Origin of the sequence: Oerskovia paurometabola (genome assembly GCF_016907365.1) — a bacterium.
Lineage (GTDB): Bacteria > Actinomycetota > Actinomycetes > Actinomycetales > Cellulomonadaceae > Oerskovia > Oerskovia paurometabola.
Map to the genome: position 1 here is coordinate 1676571 of NZ_JAFBBV010000001.1, position 17862 is coordinate 1694432.

At 74.5% G+C, this 17862-nt stretch carries 18 protein-coding genes; 10 read left to right on the plus strand and 8 right to left on the minus strand.

Annotated elements, in window-relative coordinates:
• Positions 1-38: 38 nt before the first annotated feature.
• From JOD48_RS07550 to JOD48_RS07570, 5 genes are all read left to right on the plus strand, one after another.
• Positions 39-605, plus strand: a complete 567-nt coding sequence (locus JOD48_RS07550) for a DJ-1/PfpI/YhbO family deglycase/protease (RefSeq protein ID WP_204808357.1) — start codon at positions 39-41, stop codon at positions 603-605.
• Positions 606-1007: 402 nt separating this feature from the next.
• Positions 1008-1778 carry a phosphatase PAP2 family protein gene (locus tag JOD48_RS07555; RefSeq protein ID WP_204808359.1) on the plus strand — a complete coding sequence of 257 codons (771 nt, stop codon included), beginning with the start codon at positions 1008-1010 and terminating at the stop codon, positions 1776-1778.
• 186 nt (positions 1779-1964) lie between these two features.
• The gene (locus JOD48_RS07560) at positions 1965-3320 is read left to right on the plus strand and encodes a GmrSD restriction endonuclease domain-containing protein (protein ID WP_239527348.1); all 1356 of its coding nucleotides are present in this window, start codon (positions 1965-1967) and stop codon (positions 3318-3320) included.
• Between the two features lie 88 nt (positions 3321-3408).
• On the plus strand, positions 3409-4143 hold the full coding sequence (locus JOD48_RS07565) for an ArsR/SmtB family transcription factor (protein ID WP_191789221.1): 735 nt from the start codon (positions 3409-3411) through the stop codon (positions 4141-4143).
• Positions 4140-5393 carry an MFS transporter gene (locus JOD48_RS07570; RefSeq protein WP_191789220.1) on the plus strand — a complete coding sequence of 418 codons (1254 nt, stop codon included), beginning with the start codon at positions 4140-4142 and terminating at the stop codon, positions 5391-5393. Before JOD48_RS07565 ends, JOD48_RS07570 begins: the two co-directional genes overlap by 4 nt.
• 51 nt (positions 5394-5444) lie before the next feature.
• On the opposite strand, the gene JOD48_RS07575 is transcribed toward JOD48_RS07570, so the two are convergent.
• Positions 5445-6488, minus strand: a complete 1044-nt coding sequence (locus JOD48_RS07575) for a WxL protein peptidoglycan domain-containing protein (RefSeq protein WP_204808361.1) — start codon at positions 6486-6488, stop codon at positions 5445-5447.
• 6 nt (positions 6489-6494) lie between these two features.
• On the minus strand, positions 6495-8798 hold the full coding sequence (locus JOD48_RS07580) for a choice-of-anchor I family protein (protein WP_239527351.1): 2304 nt from the start codon (positions 8796-8798) through the stop codon (positions 6495-6497).
• A 304-nt stretch (positions 8799-9102) separates the two neighbouring features.
• Between JOD48_RS07580 and JOD48_RS07585 the strand changes: the two genes are divergently transcribed.
• Positions 9103-9648, plus strand: coding sequence for a hypothetical protein (locus JOD48_RS07585; RefSeq protein WP_204808363.1), 546 nt, complete (start codon positions 9103-9105; stop codon positions 9646-9648).
• A 111-nt stretch (positions 9649-9759) separates the two neighbouring features.
• Positions 9760-10713: a phosphotransferase gene (locus JOD48_RS07590; protein WP_191789216.1), complete on the plus strand. Its 954-nt coding sequence runs from the start codon at positions 9760-9762 to the stop codon at positions 10711-10713.
• A gap of 52 nt (positions 10714-10765) precedes the next feature.
• On the opposite strand, the gene JOD48_RS07595 is transcribed toward JOD48_RS07590, so the two are convergent.
• The gene (locus tag JOD48_RS07595; RefSeq protein WP_204808365.1) at positions 10766-11188 is read right to left on the minus strand and encodes a VOC family protein; all 423 of its coding nucleotides are present in this window, start codon (positions 11186-11188) and stop codon (positions 10766-10768) included.
• A 104-nt stretch (positions 11189-11292) separates the two neighbouring features.
• Here JOD48_RS07595 and JOD48_RS07600 point away from each other — a divergent pair, with 104 nt between their 5' ends.
• Positions 11293-12288 carry a helix-turn-helix transcriptional regulator gene (locus JOD48_RS07600; RefSeq protein ID WP_191789214.1) on the plus strand — a complete coding sequence of 332 codons (996 nt, stop codon included), beginning with the start codon at positions 11293-11295 and terminating at the stop codon, positions 12286-12288.
• Between the two features lie 20 nt (positions 12289-12308).
• Here the strand turns inward: JOD48_RS07600 and JOD48_RS07605 are convergent, their stop codons facing one another.
• From JOD48_RS07605 to JOD48_RS07625, 5 genes are read right to left on the minus strand one after another with little or no spacing between them, the layout of a single operon-like run.
• A complete protein-coding gene (locus tag JOD48_RS07605; protein ID WP_204808367.1) occupies positions 12309-12971 on the minus strand; it encodes an energy-coupling factor transporter transmembrane component T family protein in 663 nt (220 codons plus the stop codon).
• Positions 12968-13717 carry an energy-coupling factor ABC transporter ATP-binding protein gene (locus JOD48_RS07610; protein WP_191789213.1) on the minus strand — a complete coding sequence of 250 codons (750 nt, stop codon included), beginning with the start codon at positions 13715-13717 and terminating at the stop codon, positions 12968-12970. The genes JOD48_RS07605 and JOD48_RS07610 overlap by 4 nt, the downstream gene beginning before the upstream one ends.
• 11 nt (positions 13718-13728) lie before the next feature.
• Complete coding sequence (locus JOD48_RS07615; protein WP_307824037.1) at positions 13729-14916, minus strand: thiolase family protein; 1188 nt, start codon at positions 14914-14916, stop codon at positions 13729-13731.
• Positions 14913-16349 (minus strand): AMP-binding protein, encoded by a 1437-nt coding sequence (locus tag JOD48_RS07620; RefSeq protein ID WP_204808369.1) that lies wholly within the window; start codon positions 16347-16349, stop codon positions 14913-14915. Before JOD48_RS07620 ends, JOD48_RS07615 begins: the two co-directional genes overlap by 4 nt.
• Before the next feature lie 18 nt (positions 16350-16367).
• The gene (locus JOD48_RS07625) at positions 16368-17078 is read right to left on the minus strand and encodes a biotin transporter BioY (protein ID WP_307824038.1); all 711 of its coding nucleotides are present in this window, start codon (positions 17076-17078) and stop codon (positions 16368-16370) included.
• A 106-nt stretch (positions 17079-17184) separates the two neighbouring features.
• Between JOD48_RS07625 and JOD48_RS07630 the strand changes: the two genes are divergently transcribed.
• The gene (locus JOD48_RS07630; RefSeq protein WP_204808371.1) at positions 17185-17460 is read left to right on the plus strand and encodes a hypothetical protein; all 276 of its coding nucleotides are present in this window, start codon (positions 17185-17187) and stop codon (positions 17458-17460) included.
• Positions 17450-17761, plus strand: a complete 312-nt coding sequence (locus tag JOD48_RS07635) for a hypothetical protein (protein ID WP_204808373.1) — start codon at positions 17450-17452, stop codon at positions 17759-17761. The genes JOD48_RS07630 and JOD48_RS07635 overlap by 11 nt, the downstream gene beginning before the upstream one ends.
• Positions 17762-17862: the final 101 nt, after the last annotated feature.

Here is a 17862-nt window from a genome sequence, read left to right on the forward strand (position 1 = left end):
CGCCCGGGTGCTCCCACGACGACGAGAAGGAGACAACCATGGCTGACACGGACCTGGCGGGCCGCCGCGTCCTGGCGATCGTGACGAACTACGGCGTCGAGCAGGACGAGCTGGTGGTGCCGCTCGAGCACCTGCGTTCGGCAGGGGTGGACGTCGACGTCGCCGCCGTGACGATCGACCCCGTCGAGACCCTGGTGGGGGACAAGGACCCCGGCACCACCGTCCCGCCCACACTTCGGCTGCAGGACGTCGACCCCGCGGGCTACGACCTGCTGCTCGTCCCCGGCGGCACGCTCAACGCCGACTCGCTGCGGCTCGAGAGCGCGGCCGTCGACGCGGTGACGTCCTTCACCACGACCGGCCGACCGGTCGCGGCCATCTGCCACGGTCCCTGGGTGCTCGTCGAGGCGGGCGTGCTCACGGACAAGACCCTGACGACGTACGCGTCCCTGCGGACCGACGTGCGCAACGCGGGCGGCACCTGGGAGGACAGGCCGGTGGTCCGGGACGACGCGGGCGGGTGGACGCTCGTGACGTCCCGCGACCCGGGCGACCTCCCCGACTTCCTGCGCGAGATCGACGCCGTCCTGGCCGAGCGCGCCTGACGGGCGTCCGCGGACAGCACGAAGGCCCTGGCTCCCGTGGGGAGTCAGGGCCTTCGGCGTGCGGGGACCCGGTCGGCGGGCGGCGCCGGGGGGTCGAGCCGCGTCATGCGGTGTGACGGGGTCGGCGGGATCGCCGGGTGTGCTCCGGGAGGCGCGTCGTCGTCCGGCGCATCGAGCTGCGGCGGCGGGTCTGCTCCTGGAGCTGTTCGCGCCGACCGAGGTCGGCGACGTCGTACATGAGCTGGGGATGCATGGTGGTGTCTCTCGTGACGTCGGATTCGTGGACCTGGCCGGGCCCTCCACCGCCCGGTACTGACCGGACGGACGCCACCGCGGTGATGGGTGCCACACTTCCACCTCCTCGCCGAGCGGCGCACCCCTTTTTCTCCCTAGGCTCTCGGGATGAACCCTGACGACGAGGCGCGCGACGCCCGAGGTGACCTGAGTGCGGGGGAGGGGACGCCGTCGGGCGGGCGGGACGTGTGGCGCTCGCGGCTCGTCGCCGCGCTGCCCGGCCTGGTCCTGATCGTGATCGGCGTCCTGGGCTTCCTGGTCGTCTACGACTCCGTGCGCGAGCGCGACGACCTCTGGTTCACCGACGACGTGGTGCTGGAGTGGATGGTCGCGCACCGGAGCGCGAGCGCGACGACCGTGCTGACGTTCATCACCAACATGTTCGGGCCCGTGGTGCTGCCGATCCTCGTCGCGGTGGGCTGCCTGTGGTGGGGGCTCGCGACCAAGCGCTGGTGGGAGCCGGGGCTGCTCGTCGGGGCCATGATCACCTCGACGATCGTCTCGACGGTCCTCAAGGCGGTCGTCGCCCGGCCACGACCCGACGAGTCCGCGATGGTCGTGGCGGGCGTCGAGCGCAGCTTCTCGTTCCCGTCGGGGCACACGATCGGCGCGGCGACCCTCGTGCTCGTCGGGGGATACCTCGTGTGGCGTCAGTGGAAGGAAGGGCGCCAGCGCCGGATCGTGTTCGCGCTGTGGGTCGTGGTGAGCGTCGTCGTCATCGTCGTCGTGGGCGGCAGTCGGCTCTACCTCGGCTACCACTTCGTGACGGACGTCCTGGCGGGGGCGAGCCTGGCCGTGGCGGTGCTCGGAGGCGTGGTCGTGATCGACCGGCTGCACGACCTGCGGGACGACCAGCCGCGTGCCCGGAGCATCGCCTGAGGCCCCCTCGCGGGTGAATTCCGTGGGCCAGGGCGCCTGTGGACCGGCCTGTTTCCTTGTGCCGCCTGGGTTCCGAGCCGAGCGGCGCTGAAGGGCCCGTGCGTCGTCCACTACCTTGAGCGCGCACACCCCGACCCCGCGCGCCGGTTTCACCGCACCGCTCGGCACGAACAGAAGGACTGAGCGATGGCGAAGAAGTCTGCCGGTGGAGCCCCGGGCGTGATCGCCCTGATCATCGGGGTCGCGGTCGCGTACTACGCGGTGGCCTGGCCCTACCTCGTGGGGACCTGGCTCGCGGTCCAGATGGGGGCCGGGCTCCCGTCGACGCAGCGATCCGTCCTGGGGTGGGTCTTCGAGGTCCTGTACCTCGCGGTGCTCGCCGTCGTCGCGGTCCGCTGGCTCACGGCGCGCCGCTCGCCGGCCGGTGCCCGGACCAGGCCCGTGCCGGGGCGTCTCGTCGGGATCGGCGTCGCCGCCGTGGCCGCGACCGCGCTCGTGTCCACGGGGGCCGTCGCGGTCGGGATCAAGGTCGCGCCCTCCGCGGCGCCCGCGCTCGTGGCGGAGGAGGGCGCGCCCCTCGACCTGCTCGACGCCCCTGAGACGGCACTCGTCGAGGCCGACCCCGAGGTGGTCGCTGCCGGGGACGCCGCGACGGCCGACCCGGCCGAGCTCGTCCGCTTCGACGACGCCGTGACCACCGCGGGTGCCGAGACCGCGCTCGCCGCGCTCGGGACGCTCGAGGTCAAGGGGCGCGCCCCCAAGACCGGGTACGACCGCGACCAGTTCGGCCCCGCGTGGGCCGACACCGACCGCAACGGCTGCGACACCCGCAACGACATGCTGGCGCGGGACCTGGTCGACGAGACCTTCAAGCCCGGGACGAAGGACTGCGTCGTGCTCACCGGATCCCTCGCCGACCCGTACACGGCCACGACCATCGCCTTCCAGCGCGGCAACGCCACGTCGAGCGCCGTGCAGATCGACCACGTCGTCGCCCTGTCCGACGCCTGGCAGAAGGGCGCCCAGCAGCTCGACGCCGACACGCGCAAGAGGTTCGCGAACGACCCGCTCAACCTGCTCGCCGTCGACGGACCGTCCAACCAGGCCAAGGGCGCGGGTGATGCCGCGACCTGGCTGCCACCGAACACCGCGTACCGGTGCGAGTACGTCGCCCGGCAGGTCGCGGTCAAGGTCGGCTACGGCCTGTGGGTCACGCAGGCCGAGCGCGACGCGATCGCCCGCGTCCTGTCGTCGTGCCCCGGGCAGCTCCTGCCGACCGGGGACAGCGCGTACGCCGCGCAGGGGGTCGTCGAGGCGGTCGTCGAGCCTGCACCCGTCGTGCCGGTCCCCGCCCCCGCGCCGGTGGTCCCGGCTCCGGCGCCTGCTCCGGCACCCGCCCCGGTGCCCGAGCCCGCACCGGCCGACGTCTTCTACCAGAACTGCGACGCCGTGCGGGCCGCGGGTGCGGCCCCGATCTATCCCGGCGACCCGGGGTTCCAGGGCAAGTTCGACCGTGACAAGGACGGGGTGGGCTGCGAGTAGCCGGGCGCGTCGGTAGCGACGTCCGGAGCCGCTGCACACTCTAAAGAGGTCTTGCGCAAGACTTCTTTAGAGTTGTAGCGTGGCTGCCATGCCGCAGACCACCCCGCCCGACGACGCCGCTCACCAGCCCGCGCAGCCTCCGGCTCCGGCGCAGCGCGACGAGGCCGTCACGACTTCCGACCCGGAGCGCATCCGCGCCCTGGCGCACCCGCTGCGCCTCGCGATCCTCGACCTGCTCGACGACGAGGGCCAGGCCACCGCCACGCGCTGCGCGCAGGTCACGGGGGAGTCGGTCGCGAGCTGCTCGTTCCACCTGCGCATGCTCGCCAAGTACGGGTTCGTCGAGCCCGCCGAGCGGGTCGGGCGCGAGAAGCCGTGGAAGCCCGTGGGCACGGGGCGCACCAGCCGCTACGACCCCGAGCAGCCCGAGTCGCTGCGCGCCGCGGGCGAGCTCGCACGGATCGTCGTCGACCAGGAGGCCGCGCGGATCGCGCACTGGATCGACGGCGCGCCTCGCCAGCCCCACGAGTGGCTGCTCGCCTCGGTCATGACCAAGAGCTCGTTCTGGGCGACGCCCGCCGAGCTCACCGAGCTCTCGCGCGAGCTCCAGGCGATCACCGACCGCTTCGAGGGCCGCTGGGCGCACCCCGAGCTGCGCCCCGAGGGCTCGCGGCCCGCCCGGCTCTTCGGCGTCGTCAACGCGGACCCGTTCGACCCCGACGTCCCGGCGTCCGCCGCAGCCCCGCCCGCTCCCGGGGCGGGCACGTCCACCCCCGGCTCGGTCACGATCGAGCTGCCGACCGGCGAGGAGGCCGGCGCATGACCACGGACACCGACACCGCGGCTCTGGTCAAGCAGGCGCTGCGCACGCGCCCCTTCCGTCTCCTGACGGTCGCGTGGGGCTTCACGAACTTCGCGGACTCGGTCCTCGCGGTCATCTTCGCGGTGTGGGTCAAGGACCTCACGGGATCGAACGGCACCGCGGGCCTCGTGTTCGCGGCGCTGGGCCTCCCGGCGCTCGTCTCGCCGCTGCTCGGCCAGGTCGCCGACCGCGTCTCGCGCCGCCGCATGATGATCGTCGCCTACCTCGTCGGCGCGGTCTCTCTGCTCTCGCTGTTTGCGGTCCGCGGTCCGGACCAGGTGTGGCTGATCTTCGTCGTCACGGTGCTGTACTCAGGGATCGGGTTCGCGACGGCCGCGGCCCAGTCCGGCCTGATCCGCGACCTGCTGCCCGACGAGGCGCTCGGGTCCGCCAACGGCCGGCTCACGACGATCGACCAGACCTTCCGTCTCGTCATGCCCGTCATCGGTGCGGGCGTGTACGTCGCGGTCGGCCCGCTGCCGCTCGTGGTCTCGGCCGTCGTCGCGTTCGCCGTCGCGGCGTTCGTCGTGTCCCGGATCGTGCTCATCGAGACCCCGCCGACGCCGCAGGACGAGCGCGAACCGTTCCTCGCCGAGATCACCGCGGGCTTCCGGCACCTGATCCGCACGGCCCCGCTCGGGGTCCTGACCGTCGCGCTCGCGGTCGCGTTCGGGGCCGTGGGCGTCCTCAACGCGGTGAGCTTCGCGGTCATCGAGAACGGCCTGGGGCTGGGTCCGGAGATGCTCGGTCCGATCTCGAGCGTCCAGGGCGTCACCGCGATCGTCGCGGGCCTCACGGCCGCGCGCATGATCAAGCGGATCGGGTCGCAGCGCCTGGTCGCGCTCGCGCTCGGGATCGTGACGCTCGGCATCCTGCCAGCCCTGGGTACGAACCTCGTCGCGATCATCGTGGGGATGGGCGCGATCGGGCTGGGCGTCACGTGGGCGATCGTGGGCTTCGTGACCGAGCGCCAGCTCAAGACCCCGTCGACGCTCCAGGGGCGCACGTCGGCCGCGACGAACATGCTGCTCAACGTGCCGCAGCTCGTCATGACCGTGGTCGCCGCGGCCGTCGTCGGGGCCGTCGACTACCGCCTGCTCGTCGGGGTCACCGCGGCGGGGCTCGCGGTCTCGATGCTGCTCTCGCTCAAGGGCTCGCGCGCGTCGGCGGCAGAGGAGGCCGCGGAGCCCGCGCAGGCCGCCGGACGGTGAGTGCGTGGTTCGGCCGCGACACGCCCGGCGAGCCGCCGCCGAACCACGCACTCAGCGGGCCGCGAGCGCCGCGTCGACCGCGGCCTCGAACCGCACGCGTGCCCGACGACGCAGCACCCGCCAGCCCAGCACCGCACCCACCAGCAGGGTCGCCAGGGCGAGAGCCGACCACGGCACCGCCCACAGCCGGCCCTCGCCCGTGGCGGGGGCCACGCGGGAGGAGGCGGCGCCGTCGGGCAGGGTGGTGCTCGCCGTCGTGGCGACGACGGGCGCGAGGGTCACCGACGCCCCGAGCCGCCCGAGGGGCGCGACGCCGCTCACCGTCCCCGTGAGGGTGAGCGCGTCGCCCGGCAGAAGCTCGGGCAGGTCGCCCAGCGGGACCACCACGCTGCCGACACCGCCCGCGACCGACGCCGAGAGCGGACCCGCCAGGCGCACGTTGCCCGTGTTGGTCACCGTGAACGTGAGGTGCGCGTCACCCGTGCCGGCGGGGTTCCACGACCCGGCGTAGTCGGCGTGCACGGCCGTGACGGTCGCCGACGGAGCGAGGTCTCCTGCGACCCGGACCAGGACGCGCGTGCCGAGGCGTCGGTCGACCGCGACCCCGCCCTCGCCAGCGCCCGTCACGAGCGAGGTCACGAGCGCGGCCGTGTGGTCGCCGGGGGTCGCGTCGGCGGGGACCGTCAGCGTGAAGGGGACCGTGGCCCGTTCGCCCGGGCCCACCTCGACGCGCGCAGCGTCCGCGGTGATCCATGCGCCCAGGTCCACGGACGTCGCGCCCGCGGGCAGGACGTCGAGCGCACCCGTGGGCGAGGTGAAGGCGTCGGCCGCGTAGACCGCGAGGTCGAGCGGCACGTCGCCGCGGTTGGTCACGACGAGCTCGTCCGTGATCGTGGCCCCGGGGTCGAGGGCGAGGTCGAACGTCGGGGCCGAGGCGGGGGCCACGCCCCAGGTCACAGGTGTGCTGCCCGGTGCCGCGCCGTCGGGCGCTTCGAGGGCCCCGGCCGGGGTGGTCGACAGCAGCGCTGCGACCACCCCGGCGAGGACGGCCGCCGCACCGCGACGACGACGGGAGGACGCGGTGCGACGGTCCACGGCCGGTCAGCCGATCGCGGTCAGCGTGAGCGTCGCGGTGTACGTGCCCGCGGCGGCGTCGACCGGGAAGCGCAGGTCGAGGTCGGCCCCGAGCACCGCGCTGCCCGGCTCGTGCCCCGCCGCGGCCGAGCCCAGGAGGGCCGAGTCGGCGAGGCCGTTGCCGCTCACGAGGCCCGAGGCCACGGGGGCGCCCGCGAGCGTCCCGCCGCCCGGCGTCACGAGCGCCGGGGTCCAGCCGAGGTGCTTGCCGGGCAGCGCGCCCGCGCCCGCGCCGGAACCGCTCGTGAAGTCGTCGACCTGGGCCGAGACGGACCATGCGGGCGCCGTCGCCCGGGTGTCGGTGACCGTCACGGCGCTCAGCCGCCCGGCGGCCGCGAGGTGGTCGCCCGCGAGCCGTGCGGTTCCGAGGTCCACGACGCGGCTGCCGCCGTCGACCGTCCACACGAACTCGCCCGGCTCGACGGGCGCGGCGGGGACGGTGACCGTGAGGTCGATCCGGCCGTCGTGGGGCTCGGCACCGGGCACGTCGACGCCGTAGAACGTCGTGGTGCCCGAGATCTCGTTCCCGACCGCGAGCAGCGGGGTGCCCGTGGGCGAGTCGCTCGCGGGGACGAACGTGAGGCCCTCGGGACCCAGGTCGCCCGCCTCGGCGAGCCGATCGGGCGTCGCCTCGGCGCTCACCGAGAAGTCGCGGTGGTTGACGTAGGACACGTAGGTCGCGCGCGCGGGGTCGGTGACGTCGAAGACCGCGATGCCGCCCACGCGCTCGAAGCCGATGAACGCGTAGGTGCGACCGCCGACCGCGCCCAGCGCGAGCCCCTCGGGCTCGGGGCCCTTGTCGTCGCTGCGCCCGTCGAACCCGGACGCGGTGTGGTTCGAGTTGAAGAAGTCGGGGTTGACCGAGGCCACGAGCTGCTCGAACGCGTCGCCCGAGTCGAAGACCTGACGGCCGTCGGTCGACCAGATCGAGAACGACCGCGACCCGTAGGAGTACAGCTCGTCGTAGCACGAGCCGTCGGCGCGCAGCCCGCTCGCGGTGCTGACGTTGAGCCGGCCCAGGTGGGCGTCCGCGGTGAGGTCGGCGAGCGTCGCCGGGTTGCCGGGCGCGCCGACGAACGTCGAGAACGCGTCGGCGCACAGACCCGGGACACCCTTCTTGCCGAGGTCCTTGACGCGCGCGACCTCGGAGTACCCGGCCCAGTCGCGCGAGTCGCCCTCGTTGGCCGTGACGAGGTACGTCGCGCCGCCCGCCTGGTAGGAGGCGATCGTGTCGGGCTGGTAGAGGCCCTTGACCGGCCACGCGCGGATGTCGATCTTCCCGTCCTTGTCGGACGCGTCGAGGCCCTTGCCCGCGGCGAGGTGGTCCTGCGTCCCGAGCGGCAGCAGGTCCGTCACGGTCGCGCTCGCGACGTCGACGACCGCGAGCGCGTTCGCCTCCTGGACGCTCGCGTAGGCGAGGGTGCCGGTCGCGTCCCACGCGATGTACTCGGGCTCGAGGTTCTCCGACACCGGGCGATCGGGCGTGCCGGTGCCCGCGGCCTCCCGACCGCCGAACACGCGGACCCCGGCCGGGAGCGGCTTGGCGCCACCCGCCTCGAACGCGTGGAACGTCGCCGTACGGACGTCCGCCTGGGCGGCGCTCGCGAGGCTCGCGGGCGCCGCGACGATCGAGATCGAGCCCTCGGGGTCGACGCTGTAGTCGTCCGCGGGCTCGCCCTCGTTCGCGACCGCGATGCGCGAGCCGTCGGGCGAGAACGTCACCATGTCGGGCAGCGCGCCCACGCGCACGGCGCCGAGGATCGCGTTCGCGGGGGCGGCACCCGGCGTGGTCACGGGCGCGGCGGCGTCGAAGAGGACGAGCCATCCGTCGTCGGTCTTGGTGCTCGACTCGACCGCGGCCACCGCGAGGCCGTCGGGGCGGATCGCGACCGAGTTCACGACGGCGTCCGCCGCGACGACCGAGCCGTCCGCGGAGGCCGTGCCGCCGACCGCGAGCTCGAACAGCCTGGTCGGTGCCGAGGGGTCCTGGGCGTCGAGCACGTCGACCTTGCCGGACTGCGCGTTGACGACGAACAGGCGCTTCGAGGCCGCGTGGAACGCGACGATCTCCGCTGCGGACTCGTCGAGCTGGCCCGTCGAGTACGTGCCGAGCGGCGAGAGCGTGACGGCAGGGGGGACGGACGGGTCGGGGGCCGCGACGGCCGTGCCGACGCCCCCGAACGTCCCGGCGGCGACCGCGACCGCGAGGCCGGCGGCCACGACGCCGACCGCCTTCGGGTACGGCAGGCGGGACTGGTGAACCACGCGCATTCCGTGCTCCTCGTTCCGATGGCCCTGCAGGGTGCAGGGCAGACGCTCGGAACCTAGGCCCGGCCGGTGTCGAGCCGGTGAACGGCGGCCGACGGGACGAGGGCCGCCGGATGACCGATGGGGCGTACGCGACGAATCCGGCATCCCGGTGCCTAAGGGATGACCCTGGGGCGCCGACCGTGAGCCTGCGACGAGAGGTGGAGGCCGTCGGTCGCGAGGTCCCGCGAGCGGCGCAGGCGGGCGCGCGCAGGACCCGACCAGGACCCGACGCGTCGGCCCAGGGAGCCTCCGTAGCGTCGATGCCATGACCACGAACACCACGTCCCCGTCCCTCGCCCGCCGTTCCCGCACCCTCGCCGTCGTCGCCCTCGGAGGCCTCGCAGCCCTCGCGCTCAGCGCGTGCGGGGGCCTCTCCGAGAGCCTCTCGGAGCGCAACGACGGCCACACCAAGACCTACGCGTTCGACACCGGCAAGGAGGGCAAGGCCGACGAGGTCGTCCCGGCCTGGGTGCCCGACGACGCCGCGACCGTCCAGGGGATCTTCCGCACCACGGGCACGGAGCGCCTGCTCACGTACCGGGGGAGCCTCGACGGCCTGCCGGCCGACTGCACGACCGTCTCGGCCGAGAACCCCCTCACCCCGCAACCCGAGCACGAAGGGTTCACGGCCGAGGACTACCGGACCGAGGCCACGCTGCTGGCCACGTGGTGGCCCGACGGGCAGGAGAGGGCGAGCACCGTGATGTGCGGCAAGTGGTGGATCTCCGCGGACGGCGAGGACGTGTACGCGTTCACGCCCGAGCTCACGAGGGTCGAGATCGAGGAGCAGCCGACCCCGGCGGCGACCTAGGGCCGGCTGCAGGTCGGGTGCGGGTGAGATGCGGTGACCTGCGAGAACACGACAGGACTCGCGGGCGCGCGCTCAGCGGTCCCGCCCCGCGCGCCGACTACTGTCACCCGGATGGACTCGACACGACGCACTGTCTCGACGCGGCGCACGACCTGGCAGGAGCTCGCACCGCAGGTGCGCGCGGACGTCGAGGAGATCCTGGGCGGCGAGGTGGTCCTGGCCGAGAGCCAGGCGCACGGGTACTCCCCGGGAAGCGCCGACCGCGTGCGCACCGCTGCGGGCGACCGGGCCTTCGTCAAGGCCGTGAGCCGCTCGCGCAACGCCGACGCGTACGACATCCACCGCCGCGAGCTCGACGTGCTGCGCCGCCTGCCGGGCGCCGCGCCCGCCCCCCGGCTCCTGGGCGCGCACGAGTCCGACGAGTGGGTCGCACTCGTGATCGAGGACGTCGACGGCCGCCACCCCGGCCTACCGCCCGAGCGCCGCGAGCTCATCGCGCTCCTCGGTGCGCTCCTCGAGCAGCCCGTGGTCCGGGACCCCTCGGGCTCCTCGCCGTTCCCCGACGCGACGGCCGAGCTCGCCCCGTCGTTCGGCGGCTGGATGCGGCTGCGCTCCGACGGTGACCTGTCGGCGCTCCCGGCCTGGGCCGCCAGCCACCTCGACGAGCTCGAGGCGCTCGCGGCCGGGGCGGCCCGCGCTGCGCACGGCGACCGGCTCGTCCACCTCGACCTCCGGTTCGACAACCTGCTGGTCGACACGTCCGCGCGCGTGTGGGTCGTCGACTGGCCGTGGGCCGGGACGGGCGCGCGCTGGATCGACGGCGTGACCCTGCTGCTCGACGCGCGGGTCAACGGCAGCACGGTCGACGTCGACCGGATCACGGCGACCCACCCGCTGTTCCGGGGGGCCACGCGGGAGGACGTCGACGCGTTCCTCGCGGGCCTCGCCGGGTACTTCTTCGACGCGGCACGTCACCCCGCCCCGCTGAACATGCCGACCCTGCGCGCGTTCCAGCGACGGCAGGGCGTCGTCGCGATCGAGTGGCTCGAGCAGCGGAGGGCCTGAACAGCGGGACGGGGCGGGCCCCGGGCGACGGGGGCAACGCGAGGGGCAGGGGTCAGCCGTTCCAAGGGACCTCGACGTCGAGCACCCAGGTGACGCCGAAGCGGTCCGTGAGCATGCCGTAGAGGGGCGACCACGGGGCCTGGGCGAGGGGGACGAGGACCGTGGCACCGTCGCAGAGCCCGCCCCAGTAGCGGCGGAGCTCGTCGGTGTCCGTGCCGCGGACGGACACGAAGACCGGGTTGACCCCCGGGTCGTGGCTCGTGTGCGAAGGCACGTCGTAGGCCATGACCCGGAAGCCGGCGTCGGAGGCGACCTGGCCCCACATGACCTGGTCGGCCTCGGTGGGCTCGGTCACGGCGTGCGCGTCGGCATAGGTCACGGCGGCGAGGTGCCCGCCGAAGACCTCCTGGTAGAAGGTCAGCGCGTCGCGGGCGGTCCCGCGGAAGTTCAGGTGCGTGGTGGTGGCGACGGTCATGTCGGCTCCTCGGTCGGTCCGTGCCGGGGCGGGCGCCCCGTCGAGGACCACTGTGCCGAGCCATGAGGTCAGGTTCTGTCCTCATGGTTCGTAGCATGGAGGACATGAGCCAGCCCGCCGGTACGGCCCCACGACTGCTCGCACTGCTGTCGCTGCTCCAGGCGCGCCGGGACTGGCCCGGCCCGGTGCTCGCCGAGCGCCTGGGCGTCAGCCTCCGGACCGTGCGCCGGGACGTGGACCGCCTGCGCGACATGGGCTACGAGATCCGTGCCGGTCGCGGGTCCGTGGGCGGGTACCGCCTGGACGCCGGCGCCGAGCTGCCGCCGTTGCTGCTCGACGACGACCAGGTCACGGCCATCGCCGTGGCCCTGCAGGCGGTGCCCCTCGCGGCGGCCGGCGTCGAGGACGCCGCGGGACGGGCGCTCTCCACGATCCGCCGCGTCATGCCGACCCGGTTGCGCACCCGGGTCGACGCGGTGCAGTTCACGACGCTCGCCGACGACGCCTCGGTGCGCGAGGTGGCGACCGACGACCTGGCCTTGCTGTCGACCGCGATCCGCACCCGCGAGGTCGTCCGCTTCGACTATCTCGGGAGCACGCGGACACCCCAGGAGCACCCTCGGCCGCCGCGGCAGGCCGAACCGCACCATCTCGTGGCTGCCCGCGGCCGCTGGTACCTGGTCGCATGGGACCTGGGTGCCGCGGAGTGGCGGATCTTCCGCGTCGACCGCATGGTCCCCCGCGCGCACACCGGCCCGCGGTTCACGCCGCGCACCGTGCCGGGCGAGGACGTCCAGCAGTTCGTCGCGGCCCGGTTCAAGGGAGGACCCTCGAACGACTGGCCGTGCCGCGGGAAGGTCGTCGTCGACCTCCCGGCACGGGCCGTCGCGCCGTTCGTCGACGACGGAGTCGTCGAGGACCTGGGGGCCGAGCGTTGCGGCGTCGAGGTCGGGTCGTGGTCGTGGACGGCCCTGGCCGCACTGCTCGGACGCTTCGGGGCGGACGTGCACGTCGTCGAGCCACCGGAGCTCCGAGCCGCGTTCGGGGAGCTCGCCGAACGCTTCGCCCGGACGGCCACCTCCGGCGACCCGGGCCGCTGACCCGGCCCGCTGACCCGGGCTCAGTCGTCGAAGCCGCGCGCCCGCAGGGCCTCGCCGAGCGCGTCGGCCTGCCGCATCGCGCCCACGACGAGCGGGACGGCGAAGGCCCGCACGTCGCGCTCGTGACCGCGGGCCCGTTGCGCGTCACGGACCCGTCCCGCCAGGTCTGCGATCACGGGCACGCTGCGCAGCGCGAGGGCAAGCACGAGCGCGATGCGCCCGACGTCCACACCGACGCGCTCGAGCGGGGAGAGCCCGCGCTCGATGGCCGCGAGCAGGTCGGAGGCCCGCGTCGTGCAGGTCACGAGGCCCGCGAGCGCCACGAGCACCAGGAGGCGCGTGCTGAGGACCGCGGCGGACGTGAGGTCCATGAGCCACCACTGGAGCGCGAACACCACGGGCAGGAACAGGCGCAGGGGTCGCACCTGGCCCCACGCGGCCCGCCACCCGAGGCCCGCGACCGCGTAGAGCCCTGCGACCGCGAGAGCGGCGAGGCCCACGCCCACGGCGTCACGCACGAGCAGCAGGGCCAGCGAGCACGCCATGAGCGCGGCGAGCTTGGGCCCGGCGGGGGCGCGGTGCAGCGGCGAGCGCCCGACGACGTAGGCACCGGCCGTGCCCGTCGCCGTGCCCGCCGAAGTGCCCGCCGCCGTGCTCGGCCGGGCCGCGCTCACAGGGGTCACGGCCGCTCGTCCAGGAGACGGCGGTAGTACGCGACGGCGGGTGCGGGCTCGTCGTCGGCCACGACCCGGCCCTCGTCGATCACGAGCACGCGGTCGTAGCCCGTCATGAGGTCGAGGTCGTGCGAGACGAGCACGACCTGCTGCGGGATCTCGGCCAGCAGCGCCGCGACGCGTCGCGTGTTGCGCAGGTCGAGCAGGGTCGTGGGCTCGTCGGCGACGACGAGGCGCGGCGAGGTCACGAGGACCGACGTGAGCGCGAGGAGCTGCTTCTGGCCGCCCGAGAGCAGGTGCGCGGGGTGGTCGGCGTGGCCGTCGAGGCCGTGGCGCGCGAGCCAGTCCGCGACGAGCCGGTCGCGGCCGGCGCGGTCGTGGTCGCTGCGTTGGAGCGAGTAGGCGACGTCCTCGGCGACGGTCGGCATGATGATCTGCGCGTCGGGGTCGGAGAACACGAAGCCGACGCGTCGCCTGACCTGGGCCCCCGAGCGTCGTGTGTCGAGGCCGTCGACCCGCACGGTGCCGCGCGTGGGCAGCACGAGCCCGTTGAGCAGCCGCGCGAGGGTGCTCTTTCCCGAGCCGTTCGCGCCGACGATCCCGATGCGCCGCTCGCGCAGCTCCGTGGTGACCCCGCGCAGGACGTCGCGCTCGCCCAGGCGCACGTGCACGTCCTCGAGCCCGACGACGCAGCCCACCTCGGGTGTCGCGGTCGCCGGATCCCGGGCCGGGTTCTCGACGGTCGACCTGTGCATGCGTGCCCCTCTCATCGGACCACCTCGAACATCCCGGCCACACCCAGGCCGCCGCCCACGGCTGCGGCCGCGAGACCGAGCGAGCCCGCCGGGGCCCCCGCGCGCACGAGCCTGCTGAACAGCCGCACGACCGACACGGCTCCGCTCGCCCCCCACGGGTGACCCAGCGCCAGGGCGCCGCCGTCCGCGCACAGGCGGGCGTCGTCGTCGGGCAGACCGAGCGCGTCGGTGAACGTCAGGACCTGCGCCGCGAAGGCCTCGACGAGTTCGATCGCGGCGAGGTCGTCGAGGGTCTGGCCCGTCCGGGCGATGAGCTCGCGCACCGCCGGGACCGGCCCCCAGCCCGGCAGGCGCGGGTCGCAGCCGCGCGTCAATCCGCCCACGAGCCGCAGGCCGGGCACCCCGAGCCGGGCGCGCACGCGCTCCGGGACGATCACGACGGCGGCGGCCCCGTCGCTGATCGGGCTCGCGTTGCCCGCGGTCACGGTCCCGCCCGGGGTGAACGCGGCCGGGAGGCGTGCGAGCAGCGCCGGGTCGAGCCGGCGAGCGCGCTCGTCGCGGGCGAGCGGCCCGACCGGGACCGTCTCGTCGGCGAAGCGGCCCGCCGCGTGGGCCGCGAGGGCGAGCGCGTGCGAGCGGGCGGCGTAGGCGTCCTGGCGCTCGCGGTCGATGCCCCGCTCGCGGGCCAGGGCGTCCGCGGCGGTGCCCATGTCGGGGTCGCCGAGCTCGGGCGGCGTGAAGGAGGCGCGGTCGTAGAGGACGGGCAGGGTCTTCGATCCGCGCGGCGGGCGGTGGGCGCGCTGCGGGGCGGTCGAGGCGCTCTCGACGCCGCCGGCCAGCACCAGGTCGGCGTCCCCGGCGCGGACACCCTGGGCCGCGAGCAGGATCGCGGCCAGCCCGCTGCCGCACTGCCGGTCGACCGTGACCCCGGGGACGTGCTCGGTCAACGGCCCGTCCGGGTCGCGCAGCGAGGCCGCGAGCACCGCGACCCGTGCGAGGTTCCCGCCGGGTCCCGTGCAGTTCCCGAGCACGACGTCCTCGACGCCCAGGCCGTGGCCCGCCGGGAGGTCGGCGAGCGTCGCGCCCAGGACCGGCGCGGCGAGGTCGGTCGCCGAGAGGTCCGCGTGCCCGTGGCCCGCCGTGCCGATCCAGGTCCGCCGCGCGGCGACGACCACGGGGGAGCCGGGCGACGCGCTCACCGCAGCGCCTCGTACGCGGGCTCCCCGGACAGCAGCGCCTCGCTGATCGCGCCGCGCGCGGCCTTGCCCGACGGCGTCCGCGGCAGCTCGCGCACGCCGTACCAGTGGCGCGGGCGCTGGGCCGAGGACAGCGAGGCCCGGGCCACGCGTTCGAGGTGCGCGCGCAGCCCCGGCCGGTCCGCGCACTGCACCACGGCCGTCACGACCGCGCCGAGGCGGCGGTGCGGGGTCCCCACGACCACGACGTCCTCGACGCCGGGGATCGCGCGCAGCACGACCTCGACGTCCTCGGGAACCACGGTCGCGCCGCCCGTGAGGATCGCGCCGTCGCCCCGGCCGCGCAGGACGAGCGGGACGCCGCCCTCGCTCCTCGGGGTGGGGACCTCTGCGAGGTCGCCCACGGTGCACCACTCGCCGTCGCGGCGGAACGGTCCCGTCGCGCGGGCGAGGTACCCCTGCGCGACCCACGGCGACCGCACCCAGACCTCGCCGAGCGTCGCTCCCGGCAGCTCGCGCACCTCGACCTCGACGCCTGGGAAGGGGCGCAGGCCCGTGCCGTCGGTGTCGATCGCGACGAACGACAGCTCGACGGCCCCGTAGTAGGTCACGACGCCCACCCCGGCGCGCGCCGCGCGCTCGCGCACGTCGTCCGGCAGCGAGGCGCCGCCGACCACGGCGGTCCGCAGGCGGCTCGGGGCGCCCGCCTCGACCGCGTCGAGGATCGGTTCGAGCGCCGAGGGCACGAGGTGCACGACGTCGGAGGTCGCCAGGGCCGTCGTGATCGCGGCATCGCCTTTGGCGAGCTGGACGCACGCCCCCGTCGCGAGCGCGTGCACGGCCGCGAAGCAGTACAGCGACGACGCGAGCGGGCCGGGCACCAGCACGGTGTCCTCGGACCGGGTGCCCGTGAGTCGTGCGGCCGCAGGGAACGACCCCGTCCAGGAACCGCGCGTGCGCACGACCGCGCGGGGGCGACCCGTGCTGCCCGACGAGAACCCGGACCACGCGAGATCCGACGCCGACGGCTCGACGGGAGAGACGTCGTCGGGCGCGCTGCCCACGACCGGGCCGCTGAGCGGGGCGAGCGCGTCCGCCGCGCTGCCCCGCGGGAGCGGTACCTCGACGAAGCCCGCCGGGGCGATCGTCCGCAGGACCTCGGCGCGCTGGGCGCGCGACCACGTGTGGTCGCAGACGAGAGGCGTGGCGCCCGCGAGGTCGACCGCGAGGAGGGCCGTGAGGAGATCGACCGGGTCGGGCAGGGAGATCGCGACGACGTCGCCCACGACCGTCCCGGTCGCCCGCAAGAACTCCGCTCCCGCCTCGACGTCCGCGGCGAGCGCTCGGTAGGTGCGAGAGCGTTCCGGTGAGCGCAGCGCGCAGCGACCCCCTGCGGAGCTGCGGGCGTGCGCGATGACGGCGTGGGCGACGGGCATGAGGGGATCGTAGGGCGATCAGGCCGCGGGGCTCGGGGCGGGCTGGCGCTCGGTCGCGTGTTCGGTGCGGCGCAGGGGGGACGCGGCGGGGTAGGCGCGGACCACACCCACCGTGACCGAGGCCGCGATCACGGCCTTGAGGAGGTCGCCCGGGAGGTACACGAGCGAGCCGGTCGCGACCGTCTGGAGCGAGAAGCCCGTGACGAGCGCCTGGAGCGGGATGCCCAGGGCGTACATGACGAGCATGCCGCCGACGACGCACGCGGCCAGGACGCGCCAGAACGTCAGGGTGCGGAAGCGCTCGACGATCAGTCCGACGACCGCTGCACCGACCACGAACCCGATCAGGTAGCCGGCCGACGGGCCCACGAAGACCCCCGGGCCGCCGCGGCCGCCCGACAGGAGCGGGAGGCCTGCGGCGACCAGGGCCAGGAACGTGAGCATCGCGAGCGCGCCGCGCCACGCGCCCAGGAGTGCACCGGCGAGCATGACGCCCAGGGTCTGGAGCGTGATCGGGACGGCGTTGCCGAACAGGGCCAGGCTCCCCGGCATGCCGAGGACCGCGGTGAGCGCGGCGAAGGTCGCGATGCGGGCCGCGTCGGCCGCACTGATGCTCCAGCGGGAGGTCGCAGGGTCCGGGGGCGCGGCCGACGGGTCCGGCGTGGTCGGCACGTTGGGCACGTCGGTGGGGACGTCTGCGGGCAGGTCGGAGCGCACTGCGCGGGCCACGGGGTCTCCTCGGGAAGGGCGTGAGGTGCCGGGTGGCACATGTCCACTCTGGTCGGAGACGGGATGCCGGTGCGTCGGCGCCACGAATCAGGTAGAGCAGGGTGCGTTGGCGGAAGTCGACAACCGGTTGGAGGAAACCACCAAGAACAGCAGGGGGTCCTGGCTGCCTGATGGAGGAACTGACCAAACGGCCGACGACGGCGAGGTGGTCCGGGTGCTGCTCGTCGATCCCGGGGCCCGATTTCTGGATCGCGTGGTGGCTCCGTTGTCCGATCAGGGCGTCGGGTTCGTTGAAGGAGGCGTGTCTGTTCCAGTGGTTGGCGGCGAGGATGTCGCCTGCGTGGACGGTCAGAACGGTGGGGTGAGACTCGATGGATCGTGACGTTGCTCGAGGTGCTGTCTTTCTCGACCGGGTGAACCAGATCGGTTGGATCGGGAACTACGTGCTGTCGTTCGCGATGATCGGCATAGGGATCGCCTTCGACGTGTGGAGTGTGGTGCTCATGGGGCTGGCGGCAGGCATCCCGGGTGGGCTGGTGACTCACTGCGCGATAGTGAGGCGATCGACGGCGTTCCGGGCTCGAAGCCAGGGCAGTCGGCTCGGGGTTCTCGTCGTCACCGCAGAGTTCTTCGTCGCGCGGGAGTGGGTGGCGAAGGCCTACGCCGGTCGGGGACCCGCGTAGCGCCACATGGAGAGGACGCACCCCGGCCTCAGCCGCTGTGTGGTGTTCGTGGATCACCCACAATTGTGGGTGATCCACGAACACCACACCCCGCCCCAGCG

Excerpts from the sequence above, each read along its gene's own strand:
- JOD48_RS07550 (WP_204808357.1), top strand. The coding sequence starts at position 39 with ATGGCTGACACGGACCTGGCGGGCCGCCGCGTCCTGGCGATCGTGACG.
- JOD48_RS07555 (WP_204808359.1), top strand. The coding sequence starts at position 1,008 with ATGAACCCTGACGACGAGGCGCGCGACGCCCGAGGTGACCTGAGTGCG.
- JOD48_RS07560 (WP_239527348.1), top strand. The coding sequence starts at position 1,965 with ATGGCGAAGAAGTCTGCCGGTGGAGCCCCGGGCGTGATCGCCCTGATC.
- JOD48_RS07565 (WP_191789221.1), top strand. The coding sequence starts at position 3,409 with ATGCCGCAGACCACCCCGCCCGACGACGCCGCTCACCAGCCCGCGCAG.
- JOD48_RS07570 (WP_191789220.1), top strand. The coding sequence starts at position 4,140 with ATGACCACGGACACCGACACCGCGGCTCTGGTCAAGCAGGCGCTGCGC.
- JOD48_RS07580 (WP_239527351.1), bottom strand. The coding sequence starts at position 8,798 with ATGCGCGTGGTTCACCAGTCCCGCCTGCCGTACCCGAAGGCGGTCGGC.
- JOD48_RS07585 (WP_204808363.1), top strand. The coding sequence starts at position 9,103 with ATGACCACGAACACCACGTCCCCGTCCCTCGCCCGCCGTTCCCGCACC.
- JOD48_RS07590 (WP_191789216.1), top strand. The coding sequence starts at position 9,760 with ATGGACTCGACACGACGCACTGTCTCGACGCGGCGCACGACCTGGCAG.
- JOD48_RS07595 (WP_204808365.1), bottom strand. The coding sequence starts at position 11,188 with ATGACCGTCGCCACCACCACGCACCTGAACTTCCGCGGGACCGCCCGC.
- JOD48_RS07600 (WP_191789214.1), top strand. The coding sequence starts at position 11,293 with ATGAGCCAGCCCGCCGGTACGGCCCCACGACTGCTCGCACTGCTGTCG.
- JOD48_RS07610 (WP_191789213.1), bottom strand. The coding sequence starts at position 13,717 with ATGCACAGGTCGACCGTCGAGAACCCGGCCCGGGATCCGGCGACCGCG.
- JOD48_RS07620 (WP_204808369.1), bottom strand. The coding sequence starts at position 16,349 with ATGCCCGTCGCCCACGCCGTCATCGCGCACGCCCGCAGCTCCGCAGGG.
- JOD48_RS07635 (WP_204808373.1), top strand. The coding sequence starts at position 17,450 with ATGGATCGTGACGTTGCTCGAGGTGCTGTCTTTCTCGACCGGGTGAAC.